Here is an 18,820-nt window from a genome sequence, read left to right as displayed (position 1 = left end):
ACAAAACCTAAAACACTAAAACAATCTGGAGATGAGACTTTGAAATCAACATTAATCATTCTTCGAGGAAACTCCGCAAGTGGCAAGACAACAATCGCAAAAGAACTGCAAGAACATTTCGGTCAAGGTACACTATTAGTGTCTCAAGATGTTGTGCGTAGAGATATGTTAAAAGTCCACGACACAATGGGCAATCTATCTCATGATTTAATTTTTGAGATTACGAAGTACGGAAAAGGAAAATGCGAATTTGTTATTTTAGAAGGTATACTTAACAGTCGTAGGTACGGTGATATGTTAAAAGAATTAATACATTATTTTGAAGGAAACGCTTATACATATTATTTTGACTTATCACTTGAAGAAACGATTAGACGGCATAATACGAGAGAAAAACGACTTGAATTTGGAGAAGATTTATTAAGTAAATGGTATAACCCGCACGATACAATTGAAGTTGATAGAGAAACTGTCTTTACAGATGATTTTACGCAAAAAGGCATATTTCATGCGATTGTTAATGATGTGACGCAACAAAAATAAGACTGGCTCATCATGTCAGTCTTACTTTATTATGTTCCTTGTATTTCAGTTTTCATAACTGAACACTCTTTACATAAGTAAAAATATATCTTCATTTCACCAAACCGAGAATCAACTACTGAAATAAGTTCCCGTTCTTCAAGATCTTGTGTAATTGTAGCAACATATTTCATCTCTTTAGAACAAGTGGGACATCCTAAATCTTCTGGAACATCATCGTATAAAGGCGCTCCTAACAATCTACATACATATTCCGAACCGAATAAGTCAAAGGCTTCCCAGTAACTGTCTTCATCAGTAGGTATATCTTCATTTTTCATATTCGTTAGCTTTACATTAACTCAGTAAGTCCGTGTTTTGCTAGATGTTCATCCTTAACAGTTTTATAAAGTTTTGAGCGTTTTTTGATAGGTAATGATTCTTCAGCCATATTAAGCTCGCGGATGCAGATAGCTCTGTATCTGTAATTTTGAAAGCCTGGATATTGTAGTTTTTGTATTGTTTAATTACAGTTTCTGGAACAATAGCTTCTCCAAAGTTACCTGCGACTAACTCTAATAAAAGTGAGATGTCAGAGCATTCGGCAATAATATTCGGATATAGTTGCGCTTTTGAAAATGCTTCTAAAATCATATAATAAACTCCCAATCCTTCTGTACTCGGTATTATTAGAGGGCAGTTTTGAATGTCAGCAAGCGTAACTTGATGATTAAAAGGGTGCTTTTTATTTGAAGTAATAAAGTAAAAAGGTTCTGTATAAAGATGGATAGTTGAAAAATCATCTAACTCGAGCGGTAATCGTATAATCGCCAGCTCTACAATCCTGTCTCTCACTAATTGACAAAGATGAGATGACTCATTTTGATGAACTTTATATGTAACCTTAGGATATTTTTTGTGAAATTGGTTAAGTAATTCAGGTAATCCGTCTACTGAAAAAGTATTGATACCTATCGTTAGTCTTCCGCTTACCCCGTTTCCGACCTCCTTTACTTCCATTTTGGCTTCTTCCATTAAATGAGTCATTTGTAGTGCATATTTATATAAGGCTTTTCCTGCTTCCGTCACTTCTAAAAATTTCCCAGTTCTCTCAATTAATTTCGTTCCTAATTCCTCTTCCATTGCTTTTAGATGCTGGCTTAGCGGCGGCTGGGAGATATGAAGTCTTTCAGCCGCAGCAGAAATTTTTCTTTCTTCTACAATTGCTATGAAATATCGCAGTTGTCTAATATCCATAAATAGGAAAAACCCCCTCATTATATGAAAATCTTTAGTAAAATTAATTTTTTTTATATTTTTCATATACCAAATTCTAAGATATCATAATTTTAGATGAAAAGAAATTTCCCGTAGTTGCCTTAAAAAACGATGCACTTTTAAGCAAAAAAATTTGCAGAGGTTAGTTAAGGCATCTAGATAGGTTAATAAAAGCTTTTCTCGCGGGAAATCTTTATTTTCAAGTCAATTAGAACTAATTTCTATTGGTACTTGGAAAAAATAAATATTTTATATGAAGGTGAAACAATATGAAGAAACAACGTTTTTACGGCGCTTTAAGCATCTTTCAATGGTTCTTTTTCCTGCTGGCCACTTCTGTTGCATTGCCAATCGTAATCGGGGGCGTATTTCATTTATCAATCGAGGAAATATCCGATTTGATGCAACGAACTTTTTTTGTGGTGGGCATTAGCTCTTTTATACAAGGATGTTTCGGACATCGCTATCCGATCGCTGACGGACCTGCAGGTTCATGGGTCAGTGTATTTGTCATCTTAGCGGGTATGGCGACTCAGCAGGGAGAAAGCATGAAAGAAACATTACAACTTTTAGAAGGTGGTTTGCTAGTTACAGGGTTTTTACTAGTTATTCTTGGCATAACCGGCCTGGTTAATCGGCTGTTGTTTTTGTTTACTCCTTTAGTTACTGGTTCTTTTCTTTTGATTCTGAGTCTTCAACTTAGTGGTGTTTTTTTAGAGGGAATGCTCGGTATACAAGGACAATCTAACCTAGATTATCAAACAGCAGCGATTTCATTTGGCGTATTTGTTCTAGTAATAGTGCTATCAATTAAAGGAAAAGGATGGATGAAAAGTTACTCCGTACTGTTAGGGATTTTATTTGGTTGGTTACTATATTTCTTATTAGGAAAAAGCTCCAACACGATTTCCACACCAGATTCCTTTATTAAATTACCAGACATTTTTGCTTGGGGGACTCCGCAGTTCAATGCTGGAATGGTTATAACCTCAATTATATTTACGTTTATTTTAGTCTCTAATACGATAGCGGCCGTTACGGCTGTTAAACAAGTGGTTCCAGAATCAGGAGAATCCGAAAAACAAATCATTAACCGTGCCAGTTGGTCTGGCGGTATTACACATGTTATATCAGCTCTTTTTTCGACAATTGGAATTGTACCATTGCCAGTATCGGCGGGTTTTATCCGATTAACCGAGCAAAAACGAATAATGCCTTTCCTAATAGCAAGTTTAGCCTTAGCAGGTATAGCCGTTGTTCCATCAGTCGTCGACTTCTTAGCTACGCTTCCTGGCCCTGTCGCTTGTGCCGCAAGTTTAGCATCCTTTGTCCAAATGATTGGGATCTCGTTTCAATCCCTTTTGAAAGACGAATTAGATCAACGCCGGCTAACTATATTAGGAATCACATTGCTAATCGGTATTGGATTAATGTTTCTTCCTAAAGCAATATTTAATGGTCTGCCTACTATTTTTCAATATATTTTAAGCAATGGTCTCATTGTTGGGACAATCATCGTAATTGTGCTAGAACAACTATGGAAAACAAAAAACATGAGTGAAAAAAATCATATTTAAAATTTAATTTTTAAAGGGGCGTTCTTTAATGAGTCACGAAAAATTCATAAAATTGGCAATTGATTTAGCTTACGAAAATACCAAAAACAAAGAAGGAAAACCATTTGGTGCAGTGCTTGTTAAAGATGGTGAGATTGTTGCGAAGGGAGTAAATGATGTTCTTAAAACACATGATCCCACTGCGCATGCTGAACTTCTAGCTATCCGTCAGGCTTGTCGCATTCTTGGTACATCTGATCTTTCCGACTGCATACTATATGCAAGTGGAGAGCCCTGCCCGATGTGTTTAAGTGCCATTTACTGGGCGAATCTTCAACATGTTTATTTTTCTTATACTGCACAAGAGGAAGAGGAAATTGGATTAGGAACAAAATACGTTTATCAGCAAATAGCTCTTCCAAAAGAACAACGCGACATAAAATTATTAAAGCTCGATAAAAATCATCATGAAAAGAATCCTTTTGCTCTTTGGAAAGAAAAGAATAAATAAATTATATGTGTAACAGAACGTGTTTTCTGAGAGAGAACAACGCAGAATATAAAAAAATCCACTCCTCAAATAAAAAGAGTGGATGCCACTTTTAAATAAAATCACGGTGTTTATAAAAAAGACGCTATGTTTTGCCCTTTGGATTTGTTTATCTAAAGGGCTTTTTTTATAGTGAAAAGAGATCCCAATTCTTTTTCAATATCATAACTTCTACGATCTAGTTATGTGAGAGCGCTATGTAAATTATTTAATTAGGATTATTTATATATTCATTGTACGCTAGTTCTTCATCTTCTTCATATTGATCTTCTAAATAACTTTTTTCATAGCTAGGCACTTCTTCGACTGTATATTCTATTTTGTTATTTATTTTTGAAACAGAAAGAACTAACCGAGCATTTACTGTAAAACTATCATCTATTTCTAATTCTCTAATCAAAAAGCTAATTATTTTCTCTTTTAAGTATAGTATTTACGTTTCCTCCCCCTCTTCCTTATACTAAATAGTTGTCGCAATTCCTGCCAAAAATAAACTTACAATTGCTAAAAATGGCGTTCCGGCTATTGCACCTCTTAAGTGAAACATATAGTCTTTATACCCTTTCATTCCTTCTGTACTAGGAATAACAACAAACCTCGGAGTAATCCAGCAAAATATAAGCCAATCGATTATTAATAAATCTACTAAATTGAAAATCATTACAATCCCCAAAGTATGTAAATAGGCCTCAATATACAATAATTTTTCATGGTGATGTAGTATATATGTAGAAATTAAAGGTGTTCCGAAGAGAATAATATTGTAAATAATTCCGAAATAAAACGTTTGTTTTTTTTCATTTATCGATTTTGGAAAAACTACTTTTTGAATATCTTTCGGATAATCATTTAACCAAAGACGAGGATTATAATATGTAGACCCTAATATCATAATAGACAGTATAAAAGACATGTAAATGCCAACAATTACCATTTGTTCAATTTGCCCCACAAATGTCCCCCCCTTATTTACAATTTTGACGTACGTAATTCACTTAATTAGACATTGTATGCATGTTATGACTTAAAAATTATCTAATACCATTATTAAAACTTTTTCGTTACAATTTGATTTTTCCTAACATCCATTCTTATTTCTTGCAATATGATTGCAAATTTAATAAAGTGAACATCTAATTAGTGTTGTTCACCTTCGCTAATTATTTCAGAGTACATATTTTTTAATTTACATAAAGAAAGGATTGGTGAAACGAATGAAAATCGAACATATTGCAATTTGGGTAAATGATTTAGAAATGATGCGTACTTTTTATACAAAGTATTTCAACGGTAAACCAAACTCTTTATATCATAATGAAGCAAAACAATTTGAATCTTATTTTATTACGTTCGAGTCTGGAGCACGACTTGAAATTATGCGTAAGAAAGGTATAGAAAACGAACCTAATCTTAATATAACTGGCTATGCACATATTGCTTTCTCTGTTGGAAGTGAAGAACGTGTAAATGAACTAACAAAAACGTTAAAAGAAGCTGGTTATCCTTTATTAAATGGACCACGTTTCACTGGAGATGGCTATTACGAAAGTGTAATAAGCGACCCGGAAGGCAATCAAATAGAGATCACTATTTAACTTTATTTAGTCAATACTGCATTTGAGATTCATGTAGTATTGACTTTTATTTATTATTTCGATTCATTGATAGATCCGAAAACCTCATTCTAAGAATAATCACCCTAAAACATATTCGAACATATCAATATTCACCACTTGGGATCAAGAAGAAGGTGCTGCCGCAAGCATTCGATGGACCGAAGATTTTCGATTAGCGATGCTACCATATACAAAAGGCGTTTACGTTAATACACCTACCTCTCCATTAAAGTTTGGCCAGATGCATACTACAGCTGTAACTTTGATCGGTTAATGGAAGTAAAGGCTAAATATGACCTGAAAAATGGTTTCAACTTTCCGTAAAGTATTCCGCCCTTTTAATAGTCCAAAATGAAAGTTATAGTTTATATTTCTGGCAAAAAAACGAACGATTTTTTCTGTAATTTTCACAGGAAAAATCGTTCGTTTTTTATGTTGGAAATAATTCATTTCTTTTACATGATAGTGATTTGGTTTCGCACATTCCCATCACCTTACATAAAGCAAGTGAACACGAAAGCCGGTGGAATATTCCAGTTTATTTTCTTCACCTCAATATTTGCAAAAAAAGAACGGAAAAATTGTTGTTTAAAGCGTGTATATTGGAAAGTAATAAATTTCCCTTCTTCTCTTAATACTTCTTTTGTTACCTGTAATATCTTTGTAGAAGTATCAAGGGATAAACTGGTAAATGGCAATCCTGAAATAATATAATCCACTTGGTTAATTTTATATTTCTGAACGTACTTTTCCGTATATTCGGCAGAGTCATGAATAATGTACACATTTTCCATGTGTGAATATCGCTCATGAAGTATACGGTAAAACCGTGCGTTATTCTCAATGATTAACAATACTGTTTCATTATGTTTATGTTGAATGAGCTGTTCCGTAAACACTCCAGTTCCTGGTCCATACTCAATAATGCATTTTGCTTGTTCAAAATTTATAGGGGCTACCATTTGTTTTGCAAGTTGCTTAGAACTTGACAATACTGCTCCTACAGTTCTTGGGTGTTTTATATATTCACTTAAAAAACGTAGTACATGCATAGTCTTCTTCCTCTTTCCTTGTAGGATACAAGGTATACTCTACTAAAAAAATATTAAAATATGATGAGAAATACATAAGATATTCTTAATGTCCCCCTAAATACAAAAGACACTTAAACGATTAGTCACCAACTTGGTGTTTGTAAAACAAAAATACATAGTATTACAAACAACAATTCACACATGCTTTAACATGGAGAAACAAGTATAATAGCACCAATTGCTTGTTATTATGACGTTCTTGGCATGTGAGTCATGCTTGTAGAGACTCCATGTCAAACTAATATTGCTCTACACTTTTATTTTGCAGAAAACGACCAACTTAAGATATCAAATGAAGAGTGTCAATTTTGCTGTATTTTCTATTCTATTCCGCAAACAAAGAAAGGATATAGTTTTTTTAACTGTATTTGTTAAATAAAAAAGACACTTTAGAAATTTCTTTTTTTCATCTTTTTTTAATGTTTTTTTCATCCTAATTTCATCTGAATCTCATTCTTATTAGTTACACTCTGTTTATACATAAATAACTAGTAAGGAGGAATCATACATGAAATATTATAAGAAGGATCAGGATAAGAATAGAGAAAATCCATCTATTTCTCATGAAGTCGCTCCCGTTTCATCACGAGGCTGGCAGATGCTGAACAAGGTTCCAGAAGTTACGATTTTCTTCTGGATTATCAAAATCATGGCAACTACAGTGGGCGAAACAGGCGCAGACTTCTTAAATACAAACTTGAACTTTGGTTTGACTAAAACGACCTTTGTTATGAGTGCTCTCTTGTTCATCACACTAGTATTCCAGTTCAGATTGAAGAAGTATGTTCCAGGGATTTACTGGCTCACTGTCTTGCTGATTAGTGTTGTTGGTACGCTGGTCACCGACAATCTTACGGACAACTTCGGGGTCGCTCTTGAGACGACCACCATCGTTTTCACCATTGTCTTACTGGCAACTTTTGCTGCTTGGTATGTGAGTGAGAAGACACTGTCCATTCACTCTATTTACACAACAAAGCGAGAAGCATTCTACTGGTTGGCTATCCTGTTCACCTTCGCCTTAGGTACTGCAGCTGGTGATCTCGTAGCAGAGAGTCTCAACTTAGGTTACTGGATTTCAGCGCTCATATTTGCCGCATTAATTGGGGCTGTAACCGTCGCTTACTACCGCTCCAAATTAAATGCAGTGTTGGCCTTTTGGATCGCTTATATATTAACTCGTCCTTTCGGCGCCTCTTTTGGCGACTATCTATCACAGCCTCACGATGCTGGTGGTCTTGGTCTCGGTACCGTGGGAACAAGCGTAATTTTCCTCGCAACAATCTTGAGCTTAGTTATTTATTTGACCAAGACGAAAAAAGACGTGAACCCGAGCATAAATTAATATTTATTTTATCTAAACCTTAAAATAGGTGACATGATTTCCTAATCATTAGTACAAAATTTCAGCCAAAAGAAAATAAAAAGGCAATACTACTTTTAAACTACCGGTAGTATTGCCTTTATATAAAACAAATCATTATTCCCTTATTTCGTCTACTATACTTTGAATTAAAGAAATAAGAGCTTGCTTTGTATCCTCATCTGTAACTTTTGCATCATCACTAAATTTAGTACGCACAGATGGGATTAATACCGAACCATTTTGAACGACAACTGTATCAATCATACCCAGTGTAAGTAACAAAGATTCATGGGCTTTATCCCCTCCCGTAATTGACGGTGAAGCTGTTATGATAGCCACTGGTTTTTTATATAGTTCCGCTGATGAAACAAGCCATTCTAATGCATTTTTTAAAACTCCTGGTATGCCTTTTGCGTACTCTGGTGTACAAATAATAAGTGCATGTGATTCACTTAATGTCTTTCGAAACTCTTCAACAACAGCCGGTGCTCCCACTCGATCTACATCCGGATTGAAATGAGGAAGTTGCTCTATTCCTTTATAAATGGTGTAGTCTACTCCATCTGGAATAAATGCCGCTAAAGCTTTTAATACGTTTGTGTTGGATGATCTTTCCCTAATACTGCCTGAAATCGCTATGATTTTTTTGTGTTTACTCATATGATCCCCTCCTACGAATATCAAAAATATTGAACTATTTAGTTAGGTGTACATACTCTAATTTTGTTTACATAATAGTATTATGCAATAAAACTAACCTGTTAACGAAATTGTACCTTTTTTCCTACTTACATATATACCAACTACATTACAAATGAGCGCTAAAGTAAAAATAACTGAACCCATTAAAAATGTTTTATCAAAACTATATACAATTCCTTGTTTATATTGTTGCTTCATTTTCTCGTAAAGCTTATTCGCCTCTTCAGACTTTAACATGCTGTTTTGATTTTTATCAATTCCTTTCATCGCTTGCAGCACTTGTTCTCTTTCTATATTTGTTAAATTACTTTTTTCAATCACAGTCATTACTTCACTATCTACTTTTTCTTTTTCAACTAACAATTGATGATTCAAAAACATGACCAGTATTGCTACCCCTACAATACTTCCGACCGTTCTAGAGATATTACATACACTTGAAGCAACACCTGATTTTTCACCTGGCACATTTAAAACCGCAGTTGTTGTATACGGTGCTAAAGTGCAACCTGTTCCAATTCCAACGATCACTAATCGCCATATATAATCCCATGTAGTAAAGTTTGAATCTATCTGACTAAATAAATACGAAGCTATGATAAAAGCAATCATCCCTGTACTACTTATTAATACACTACCTCGTTTTGCTGCAATTGGTGTTACTACTCCTGTAACAATCATTGAAACAATGGCTAAAGTGCTAATAATTAAACCTGACTGTAGTTCAGACATTCCTTCTACTTGAACAAAATAAAAAGCAAGTATAAATAAAAAATTCATTAACCCCATCCCAACGAAAAATAAGCAAAGGTTTGAAATTGAAAATTCTTTATATGAAAACAACTTTAAAGGTAACATTGGATTATTACTTTTCTTTTCGATAATGAAAAATAATATAAAACTTATTAATGAGAGCATAAAAAGAAGAATTAAGCTTATTGTGCTTAATTGATTTGTATTTACTTGTATGAGTGCATATACAAGTAAGCATAGTGCAGATGCAGAAGTAATCATACCCGCCCAATCTATTTTAGAGCTTGCAGTATGATCATACGACTCTTTAATACAAAGAATCACGAAGATTAAAGATAATATACCAACTGGGACATTAATAAAAAACACCCAGCTCCAATTCAATTTATCAGTTAAAATACCACCAAGTGAAGGCTCAATTGCCGCTGCTAATCCTCCGAAAGCTCCCATAATACCACCTATCATACCTTGTTTCTCTTTCGGTACTAACTTAAGACCAAGAGGCATAGCAACTGGTACGATAACTGCTGCTGAGATTCCTTGTATTATCCTAAAGGCTACTAATATATGAAAAGAAGTGGCAATACCACACATAAGCGAACTAATAGAAAATCCTAATAAACCGATAATATACAGCTTCTTGCGACCAAACTGGTCCGCAAGACGTGCTGCAATTAATAAACACGATACAAAGGCAACATTATAACTATTAGCAATCCAAGAAATGGTATCAATTGACGTATGAAATGTCTTTGTCATTTCTGGTAATGCGATATTCACAATGTTTGAATCTAAAATTGCCATAAAAAAACCTGCAATTAATGCAATTAATGCAAATGTATTTCGCAATTCCCCCACCCCTATTCGTTTTCTTTATTTAAAATCCCATTCATAAATAAATTTACACAAGTCCCTATATACTCTTCTAACTGAATTTCTTCTTCCGCTATACTAACATTCATAATGTATAAAAACAGTTGTCCGTAAAACATATTCGCTATTAAACGGTAGTTACAAGAAGAAATATGCCCCTTCTCTCCAAGTTGCTTTAAATAGGTTTCTAAATGATTCACTAAATGTGAATTTAATTCATGTAGTAATGTTTTCATTTCACTATTTTGTCTTGATTCTATTAACGCAGCCCAAATATAATTTAGCTTTGGCAAATTGATTTGAATATATGTTTCTGCCACTTTCGTAAGATCCTTATGTAAATCACCAGTAAATTGCTCTTCTATTTCCTCTAATAAAGCAACTGGTGTTGTTCGTAAAATAATACTTTCTCTAAATAAATTTTCCTTATTTTTAAAATTACGAAATATAGTTAACTCGCTTACCCCCGCTTTTTCTGCCACTTCACGAATTGTTGTCGCTGTATACCCCTTTTCACCAAATAATAAAGTAGCAGCTTCCATAACTTTTTCTCGCGCTGTTAATTTCCCCATCTTTATTCCTCCATCCAATATGTAAGTAAGTGATTACTAACATATTATCATAAAAGAAAAATGAAAGTAACTACTTACTTTCATTTTTCTGAAATTTCATTATCTATTCAACAACCGAAAGTAAAACTTTCTCAAGCTCTTTTTTAGATAGCATACTATCGTTTATATACACTTGATATGCATTTCTTCCTTCTTTTGCAGGTACCACTATTTTCATAGCCCTTACATGTGACACTTTATGCTCTCCAAATGTAACATCATACCCATTTAGTTTATATTTCTTTATATCTCCAGAAAAATTAGGTCCTCTTTCAGAGGGTTTATCAAATGGTCTGTCAATAAAATAATCTTTATATTCTCCCTCAATGATTTCTAAAAGATGAATTGTAAAACCTAATTCTGCATCTGAAGTATGTGGCTGTTTTTTTACATTACGATTTTCATATCTCATCGTAATAAGCGGCATAGGTTTTCCTAATGTCGCTTCGGCTTTTACCTCTTCAAATACTAGTTGATGTCCAACTGGAATATATGTAGGATGCTTAATCGGAAAACCAGTTATTTTTTCAGCTTGTTCAAATGTATAGGTAAAATGTTGATTTATTCTTTCTTCATATGTATTTAATTGTTCCATTACCTCTTTATCTCTTTTTTCTTCATCAGCATTTAAACGATTGGTAGCTGTATATTGTCTTTTTCCATTCTCTACGACACTTACTTTCTTATAAGAATGGTACGATTCCTGTAATAAAGCAACATACTTTTCAAAGTCCTCTTCTGTAAATATACTTTTAGCAATTTCTATACGTTCCATTACCCCATTATAACCATCCTCAGTCATTCCCATATCTTGCCTTGCTTCTTCTGGTGTCCCAACAATTTTATCCATTAATGTTGTACCTGCAAAAGTACCGGTTGGTATTAGAATCGCCGCAGCTACAAAGCCCAGTAATAACTTTTTCTTCATAGATGTTTTCCCTCTCTTTTTCAATTGCTGGTATTTACGAAAAGAGGCTTGTAATTTATCTTCTAGATTAAGAGACGGCTCTAAATTCTCTGCTTTTCTTTTCAATTCATTCGTTACATATTGTTCAAAATCCATTTATTTCTCCCTCCCTAAAGGTTGGCATATGCTCCATTTCAGTTCTTAATCGTTTTAGCGCTGTATGTAATCGTGATTTCACTGTACCAACAGGGGTTTGAAGAAGCATAGAAATTTCATCCAAGCTATATTCATGGAAGTAACGCATAATAACTACTTCACGATGCTTATAAGATAAATTTTGTACAACTTCTACTAATTCACTTCTTGTTTCCTTATATAAAATAGCTTCATCCATTATGTAAGACCGATCTTGTTCATACATTTTCTTCTTTTCAAAGATTCGAAATCGTCGCCACGATTTACGACGCCAATCCTGTACTTGTTTGACAACTAGTCCATGTAACCAAAAACGAAATGAACGATTCATATCATAATTTGTTACGGACTTCCACATTTTGATGTACACCTCATTAACTATATCGTCTACATCTTGGTTTTGACTCCCTACTAAAAATACTACTGTTCTATAAATATCTTTACATGTGTACTCATAAATAATCTGAAAGGCTTCTTGGTCCCCGGACTCCATTTTATATAGCCATTCTTTTAATACTACTTCATCCAAAATTACGTTCCCCTCTCATGATCTTTCACACTATATTCGTCCGTTTCTCACAAAAGGTTCATTTTACACAAATATTTGTTTATTACAATAAAAAAATAATGTATATTGTACCGAAAGATGGAATTTAAATGTAATTCTAAGTTTCGTTTATTTTATTTATCTTGTACGATTACTTAAGATAATGTAACTTTTCAGCAAACGATTCACTTCAAAAAATTACATAACCATTCAAAAAATACTTGGGAATCTCTTTCGATTTCTCCCAAGCATTTTTGTGTGCGAATTATATTGTTATTTATGTAGCCATTTATACCGTGACTTCGCTTTTTCTACACTTTATTCGAATTACTTAAGATTCGTCCATCAGCTTGTTTATTATGAATATAGTTGATAAAGCCCATGACTATCAGGGTTCTATTAACAAAACGACTCATTCCCAAGCTTCCAACTAAACCATCTTCCATGCCCTTCTGTTTCCCCAACCGTTTCACAATATTCGTTTCCGTTAATATAATAATCAATATGAAGGTCCCGGTCCCACATGTTGTTATATAGGTGGAATACATCACGATTTGCACCGATTTCTTGAATTCGTTTCTCAAGCGTACGTTTCACATCTTCTGGTATTTGATTCGCTACATGTGTATGGAAAATACAAATCACCGCATCTTCCCTTATTTGATCTGCAATGGATGGGAGAAGCGCTACACCGTCTCCTTCAATTAATTGTACTGATTTTTCTTTTACAAGCGCTGCTGCTTGATCGAATAGTTCAAGTCTTTCTTTATGTTCTGGCCAAATAAGCGCTCGTAACCATAAATAATCTTCATCATCATTTAAATCGTTCACATGTAAATCTAGTCCGATTCTTTCTACGACAGGTGGACTTTGTTTTAGCAAATACGGCATATTCTCCCCTCTTATTTCAGAGGTTAAATGAACATTCGATTGTGTATTTCCATACACTTTATCGGTCCCATATGAATAACAATATTGATCCAAAAACAGTTGTAATCCAGAACTTGTACCAATTTCAATTAACGCTAACGGTTTGTTCACTTTATTAAATATGTAACAGAAACTCGGATATAAATAGGCACATCGTCTTACTTCATTCGTTTGAACGAGTTTCGTTTGCAATAAAGTAATTATTTCTTCTCGATATTCATGGCAAAAATCTTTAAATTGGTGAAAGGCATTTTCAAAATTTGTATCAGCATTTTCAACTAAACTACGATAATACCTTTTTAAAGTGTGTTCTTTTCCTTTTAACAATAAATAATGGACTGCACCTAATAATAAGTTTGGGATTGGTTGACCAGGTTGTGCGTAGGAAGCTAACGTAAGAACTTCCTCATCTTCAGAAATTTTTATTGATAAATACTCGTATAAATCACTTGATCCTTTACATTCATTCACAGAAAAATTTCGAAATAAGTTTGCGATTTGTTCTTTTGTAAGCATTGGTATCCCTCCTGTTTTATTTTCAGAATAATCTTACCATTAATTTGTTATTTGCTCTATCTTTTCAAATTAGATGTCACAAAAACAGATTCTTACAAATTTCCAAAGATAAAACATAAAAATAAAAGTATTAGTAAGTTTTTTTGAGATAACATCAAACTGGAATTCTTCTCCAAATTCCGCTTTACTACAATGCTTTTTACCCTTATGACAGAAGAATTCTATGAAATAAAACGTTAAATAGTTTAAAATTATCAGATAACACTAGATATTTTAGTCTATTAATTATTATAATAGACTATGAGATGGTTATATAATTGAGACAAAAAAGATAGATTCCTAGGTGGGGCCTAGGCGGTGTTTACTTTTTACGGCTTAGAAATAAAAACACCTTTTCTTTTTTGCCAATATAGGGGATGGAGAGATTATCATGAGCAACATGCAGCAAAAAACAGACGTTATCTTAATTGGCGCTGGAATTATGAGCGCAACGTTAGGATCATTACTGAAAGAATTGGCACCTGAATGGGAAATTAAAGTATTTGAAAAACTCGCAAATGCCGGAGAAGAAAGTTCTAATGAATGGAATAATGCCGGTACAGGACATTCTGCGCTATGTGAGCTTAACTATACATCCGAAAAATCTGACGGATCTATAGATATTGGTAAAGCTGTCAAAGTAAATGAGCAATTTCAACTTTCAAGACAATTTTGGGCGTATCTTGTAAAGAGAAACCTAATTCGTAATCCACAAGATTTTATTATGCCACTGCCTCATATGAGTTTAGTGCAAGGGGAAAAAAATGTAGCGTTTCTAAAAAACCGTTTTGAAGCGCTTTCAAAAAATCCTTTATTCGAAGGAATGGAATTTTCTGATGCACCTGATACATTAAAAAAATGGCTTCCACTCATTATGGAAGGCCGTAACTCTAATGAACCAATGGCTGCAACGAAGATTGATTCTGGAACAGATGTTAATTTCGGTGCGTTAACGCGCATGTTGTTTGATTACTTAAAAACTAAAAATGTCGAGCTAAACTACAAACATAGTGTTGAAAATATTAAACGCACGAAGAACGGTTTGTGGGAAGTAAAAGTTCACGATATGAATAGTGGCAAAATCGAACATCATACTGCGAAATTTGTCTTTATCGGCGGCGGTGGCGGTAGTCTACCTCTACTTCAAAAGACTGGTATTCCTGAGTCAAAACATATTGGAGGATTCCCAGTAAGTGGACTATTTATGGTATGTAAAAACCAAAAAGTTGTAGAGCAGCATCATGCAAAAGTATACGGAAAAGCTAAAGTTGGTGCTCCACCAATGTCTGTACCTCACCTTGATACAAGATATATAGACAACAAAAAAGCTTTACTGTTTGGACCATTTGCAGGCTTCTCACCTAAATTCTTAAAAACAGGTTCAAATCTTGATTTAATCGGCTCTGTAAAACCGAATAACGTCTTAACGATGTTAGCAGCAGGTGTAAAAGAGATGGGATTAACAAAATACTTAATTCAACAAGTTATGTTATCACACGAAAAACGTATGGAAGAATTACGTGAGTTTATTCCGAACGCGAAAAGTGAAGATTGGGATATTGTAGTTGCTGGACAACGTGTGCAAGTAATTAAAGATACTGATGCTGGTGGTAAAGGAACACTTCAATTTGGTACAGAAGTTGTTAGTGCATCTGACGGATCAATCGCCGCGTTACTTGGTGCTTCTCCAGGTGCTTCTACTGCTGTTCACGTTATGCTTGAAGTATTAGAAAAATGCTTCCCAGAACGTATAGTAGCATGGGAGCCAAAGATAAAAGAAATGATCCCTTCTTATGGCATGTCACTAACGGAAAATCCAAGACTGTTCCAGGAACTTCACGCTTCAACAGGACGCACACTTGGGTTAAATGAAAAAGAAGCTGTGCATAATTAATGAATAGATTTTAAAAACGACATAATAAAAACGTCCGATATATTCGGACGTTTTTTTACTTTGTATAACGAAGAAATATAGTGAATGAAATTATATCGGCGAAAATTTAAATATATCGACTATTTCTTTTGTTATATCGGCGATTTTCAAATTATATCGATCGATTCTAAAAATATATCAGCGATTCGACAAGAAGCAACTAAAATATTTTAGCTCTCAAACGGAACCTGATTTCAAAGGCATTAATCCAAATATCGATTCCGCTAGTTCAGTCCTACCGGATCCGACGATACCTGCAATCCCAACAACTTCTCCAGTGTGTACAGTAAATGATATATTTTGAAATGCATAACCGGACACATTCGTGACATCTAAATTTTTTTCCGAATGCTCTGTTTCCTCTTGGATGATCTCTTTCTTCTCCTCAAGTTTATAGCCTTTCGGTAATAACCCCTCCATTAGCATGTCATATGTATAACTTGATACATCTCCTTGACTTACAATCATCCCGTCACGCAAAATCGCTACTTTATTCGCAATTTCAAAGATTTCTGGAAAACGATGCGTAATGTAAATTATGCCAATTCCTTTTTCTCTTAAACTTTTCATCAACACAAAAAGACTCTTAATTTCCTGAGCTGTTAATGTCGATGTTGGCTCATCTAAAATAAGAATCTCAGCTTCCCTTATTAATCCCCTCAATATTTCCACTAATTGTTGCTGGGCAATCGATAACGATAATCCTAGCTCATGAAGTTGAATGTTCCACCCTAAGTCTTCTAGTAACTTATTAATCTTATTTCGAAGCTCTTTCTTTTTCGCTTTCATTCCGATACAAATATTCTCGTGAACCTCTCCACCTAAATCATAGATTTTGATGGAGCATCCTTCATCATAAATACGGTTAACTCGAGCATTTTCACACCGTTGGTGCGACCGCCTGAAGAAAACTAATGAATGTAGATAAGGATTGCTGTGTTCTGGCTGAAACTTGAGGTACTTTTGCCTCGAGTTTCAACTTTTTCTTTTCAGAAAAAGCTTTAAGGTGCTCACGTAAGAAATAACGTGCGCCTATATTGTAAGCTGCATTTAAATCAGCATGATAGACCTTGCCATTTTGGAATGTTGCGAGGTCTTTTTTATGATTACGTACAACTTCACCTGAGCCATCGTAGGCTAGTTTGCTAGTATTTGCAGCATTTACCCGACGAATACGAATTCCTCGGTAGTGCGCCATTTGTTTTACTTTATTTTGAATGCCATTTTTGCACCAATGGTGCAATTTTTGTTTGAGTCGTTCGGCTCCGTAAGTGTTAGGTGAAAATTTCATTTTCCCTAAAAATTCGAATACAATCACATCAGCATGGTGCTGTTCCGCAAAGTTTACGATGCGACGAGCTGTATCTATCATGATATGTTTTTGTAGACCGTTTATCTTTCTCCAAAGGTTAGGAGCGGAAATGTACCCATATTCCTTTTGTGCGATTTTTACGTTCTTACTCATTCGATCCATCCGGTCTTTTTCTACTGGCTGGTTAATAAATGTACGTCCAATGACAGTTCCATCGGAACGAATGGCAGAACATACCGCAGAATTGGTCATTCCGAGGTCCACGGAAATAATCGTTTGGTCTTTTATGTTTGTTTTATTTAACGGAATTTTCTTCTCATAGGAGATAGCTAGGTAGTATTTCTTACCACTTTTTATCAGCTTTGGATTGCATTCTTTCCAGCCTGAAACGCCTCTCTTTTCTAAATCCATTGGTTTATATGTAATATCTACCCAAACCCAATCTTTTTTTATAAATAACTTTAATTTCGCTTCATGGTTACTTCCTTTTTCAAACATGTTACCGCGGTAGAATACAGGAAATTCATTGTGTTCAAGTTGAAAAGAAGGTGGACGTTTTGAAAAACGTTTCTCCTCTTGTTTCGCTTGTTCTTTTTCTTCTACCCAGTTTTGGAGTAAGGAACGATAACTTTTCACTTTTCCGAAGGCGGAAGCGATAGCCGCGCGCCTGAAATAACTAGGGAACTTGTAAAACCGTTGGTTAAACTCTCTATATTTAGGAAGTGGGTTTGTTTTCGTCGTATGCGTCAATATTTCCACGGCCGGTACGATTCCTTTTGTGTTCCAATCGTCCAAACTTAAAAATTCTTTATCGATAACATTCATAAAATACGAAAGTGCTTCATTAAAAATTTGAATCGTTGGTTCAAAGATGTTTGTTTGATTTGTTATTTTATGTTTTAACGTTTTGGATTTTGTCGCGGACATCCAACAAACCCTCCTTCCTTTTCGTATTTGAGTATGTTAAAATCTTAACCTATATTAATTTAGTTGTAAAATAATAAGGAGTGGTTTCATGCATGAATTTAACAAGAATAGACATGCAATATATAAACTAACATATCATTTAGTTGTAGTTACAAAATATAGACATCCTTGTATCAATGAAAACATAAAAAATAGGCTCGAGGAAATTGCCCACAACCTATTTACAAAGTGGAATTGTACAATTATTGAAATGAACGGTGAAGAGGATCACATACATATCCTGTTTGATGCTCCGCCACAAATTCACTTAGCTAATGTTGTGAATAGTTTTAAAACAGTTACTTCCCGCTATATACGAAAAGAGTTCCCGGATGAATTGAAACCTTTTTACTGGAAACCGTATTTTTGGAGTAGAAGTTACATGTTACTAACAACGGGAAGCGAACCAATTGAAGTTATACGTGCGTACATAGAGAATCAAGGGAAGTAAATTACAGAAGGCTAACCTCCACTAAATCGAAGATTTTGAAGAGGAATGCGCTTTCTTATTTTTGGTTCAATTGTCATATACGGAAAGATGAGTGGCTCTTGTG

The 18,820-nt window shown here is 34.4% G+C and carries 17 protein-coding genes and 4 pseudogenes; 8 read left to right on the top strand and 13 right to left on the bottom strand.

Annotation, left to right across the window (positions count from 1 at the left end):
- Nucleotides 1-39 precede the first annotated feature (39 nt).
- Entirely contained in the window at nt 40-543 is a 504-nt protein-coding gene (locus tag U860_RS0126090; RefSeq protein WP_025150831.1) for a kinase, read from the top strand.
- A 29-nt stretch (nt 544-572) separates the two neighbouring features.
- Here U860_RS0126090 and U860_RS0126085 read toward each other — a convergent pair.
- Both U860_RS0126085 and U860_RS0126080 read right to left on the bottom strand, forming a co-directional pair.
- Nucleotides 573-881 (bottom strand): annotated as a pseudogene (locus U860_RS0126085) (hypothetical protein); the annotation flags it as partial.
- 22 nt (nt 882-903) lie between these two features.
- Entirely contained in the window at nt 904-1,779 is an 876-nt protein-coding gene (locus U860_RS0126080; RefSeq protein ID WP_025150829.1) for a LysR family transcriptional regulator, read from the bottom strand.
- Nucleotides 1,780-2,069: 290 nt separating this feature from the next.
- Here U860_RS0126080 and U860_RS0126075 point away from each other — a divergent pair, with 290 nt between their 5' ends.
- On the top strand, nt 2,070-3,377 hold the full coding sequence (locus tag U860_RS0126075; RefSeq protein WP_025150828.1) for a purine/pyrimidine permease: 1,308 nt from the start codon (nt 2,070-2,072) through the stop codon (nt 3,375-3,377).
- Nucleotides 3,378-3,405: 28 nt separating this feature from the next.
- Nucleotides 3,406-3,867, top strand: a complete 462-nt coding sequence (locus tag U860_RS0126070; RefSeq protein WP_025150827.1) for a nucleoside deaminase — start codon at nt 3,406-3,408, stop codon at nt 3,865-3,867.
- 220 nt (nt 3,868-4,087) lie between these two features.
- Here the strand turns inward: U860_RS0126070 and U860_RS32045 are convergent.
- Both U860_RS32045 and U860_RS0126060 read right to left on the bottom strand, forming a co-directional pair.
- Nucleotides 4,088-4,339, bottom strand: a pseudogene (locus U860_RS32045) (GNAT family N-acetyltransferase); the annotation flags it as partial.
- 27 nt (nt 4,340-4,366) lie between these two features.
- Nucleotides 4,367-4,858, bottom strand: coding sequence for a hypothetical protein (locus U860_RS0126060; RefSeq protein WP_025150826.1), 492 nt, complete (start codon nt 4,856-4,858; stop codon nt 4,367-4,369).
- Nucleotides 4,859-5,120: 262 nt separating this feature from the next.
- On the opposite strand from U860_RS0126060, the gene U860_RS0126055 reads away from it, so the two are divergent.
- On the top strand, nt 5,121-5,501 hold the full coding sequence (locus U860_RS0126055; RefSeq protein ID WP_025150825.1) for a VOC family protein: 381 nt from the start codon (nt 5,121-5,123) through the stop codon (nt 5,499-5,501).
- A 73-nt stretch (nt 5,502-5,574) separates the two neighbouring features.
- Nucleotides 5,575-5,846 (top strand): annotated as a pseudogene (locus tag U860_RS35415) (BBE domain-containing protein).
- Nucleotides 5,847-6,016: 170 nt separating this feature from the next.
- Here the strand turns inward: U860_RS35415 and U860_RS0126050 are convergent.
- Entirely contained in the window at nt 6,017-6,574 is a 558-nt protein-coding gene (locus tag U860_RS0126050) for an rRNA adenine N-6-methyltransferase family protein (RefSeq protein ID WP_002172441.1), read from the bottom strand.
- Nucleotides 6,575-7,124: 550 nt separating this feature from the next.
- Here U860_RS0126050 and U860_RS0126045 point away from each other — a divergent pair.
- Nucleotides 7,125-7,961 (top strand): membrane protein, encoded by an 837-nt coding sequence (locus U860_RS0126045; protein WP_025150824.1) that lies wholly within the window; start codon nt 7,125-7,127, stop codon nt 7,959-7,961.
- Nucleotides 7,962-8,096: 135 nt separating this feature from the next.
- On the opposite strand, the gene U860_RS0126040 is transcribed toward U860_RS0126045, so the two are convergent.
- The 6 genes from U860_RS0126040 to U860_RS0126015 form a co-directional block, all read right to left on the bottom strand.
- Entirely contained in the window at nt 8,097-8,642 is a 546-nt protein-coding gene (locus U860_RS0126040) for an NADPH-dependent FMN reductase (RefSeq protein ID WP_025150823.1), read from the bottom strand.
- 93 nt (nt 8,643-8,735) lie between these two features.
- On the bottom strand, nt 8,736-10,286 hold the full coding sequence (locus U860_RS0126035) for an MFS transporter (protein WP_025150822.1): 1,551 nt from the start codon (nt 10,284-10,286) through the stop codon (nt 8,736-8,738).
- Between the two features lie 11 nt (nt 10,287-10,297).
- Entirely contained in the window at nt 10,298-10,882 is a 585-nt protein-coding gene (locus U860_RS0126030; RefSeq protein ID WP_025150821.1) for a TetR/AcrR family transcriptional regulator, read from the bottom strand.
- A 103-nt stretch (nt 10,883-10,985) separates the two neighbouring features.
- Nucleotides 10,986-11,984, bottom strand: coding sequence for a hypothetical protein (locus U860_RS0126025; protein ID WP_025150820.1), 999 nt, complete (start codon nt 11,982-11,984; stop codon nt 10,986-10,988).
- The gene (locus tag U860_RS0126020; RefSeq protein ID WP_025150819.1) at nt 11,974-12,552 is read right to left on the bottom strand and encodes a sigma-70 family RNA polymerase sigma factor; all 579 of its coding nucleotides are present in this window, start codon (nt 12,550-12,552) and stop codon (nt 11,974-11,976) included. The genes U860_RS0126025 and U860_RS0126020 overlap by 11 nt, the downstream gene beginning before the upstream one ends.
- A gap of 417 nt (nt 12,553-12,969) precedes the next feature.
- Nucleotides 12,970-14,016: a DUF2332 domain-containing protein gene (locus U860_RS0126015; protein WP_025150818.1), complete on the bottom strand. Its 1,047-nt coding sequence runs from the start codon at nt 14,014-14,016 to the stop codon at nt 12,970-12,972.
- Nucleotides 14,017-14,446: 430 nt separating this feature from the next.
- On the opposite strand from U860_RS0126015, the gene U860_RS0126010 reads away from it, so the two are divergent.
- Entirely contained in the window at nt 14,447-15,949 is a 1,503-nt protein-coding gene (locus U860_RS0126010) for a malate:quinone oxidoreductase (RefSeq protein WP_025150817.1), read from the top strand.
- Nucleotides 15,950-16,168: 219 nt separating this feature from the next.
- On the opposite strand, the pseudogene U860_RS0126005 reads toward U860_RS0126010, so the two are convergent.
- Together U860_RS0126005 and U860_RS0126000 are read right to left on the bottom strand one after the other, a co-directional pair.
- Nucleotides 16,169-16,795, bottom strand: a pseudogene (locus tag U860_RS0126005) (ATP-binding cassette domain-containing protein); the annotation flags it as partial.
- A gap of 73 nt (nt 16,796-16,868) precedes the next feature.
- The gene (locus U860_RS0126000) at nt 16,869-18,227 is read right to left on the bottom strand and encodes an RNA-guided endonuclease TnpB family protein (protein ID WP_025150816.1); all 1,359 of its coding nucleotides are present in this window, start codon (nt 18,225-18,227) and stop codon (nt 16,869-16,871) included.
- Between the two features lie 88 nt (nt 18,228-18,315).
- Here U860_RS0126000 and tnpA point away from each other — a divergent pair, with 88 nt between their 5' ends.
- Complete coding sequence (tnpA, locus tag U860_RS32040) at nt 18,316-18,717, top strand: IS200/IS605 family transposase (protein ID WP_025150815.1); 402 nt, start codon at nt 18,316-18,318, stop codon at nt 18,715-18,717.
- The last annotated feature ends 103 nt before the right edge of the window (nt 18,718-18,820 follow it).

The organism is Bacillus sp. H1a, from assembly GCF_000633475.1.
In the GTDB taxonomy this organism is placed as follows: domain Bacteria; phylum Bacillota; class Bacilli; order Bacillales; family Bacillaceae_G; genus Bacillus_A; species Bacillus_A paramycoides.
Note: the sequence above shows the minus strand (reverse complement) of the source record. Positions and strands in the feature narration are given on the sequence as shown.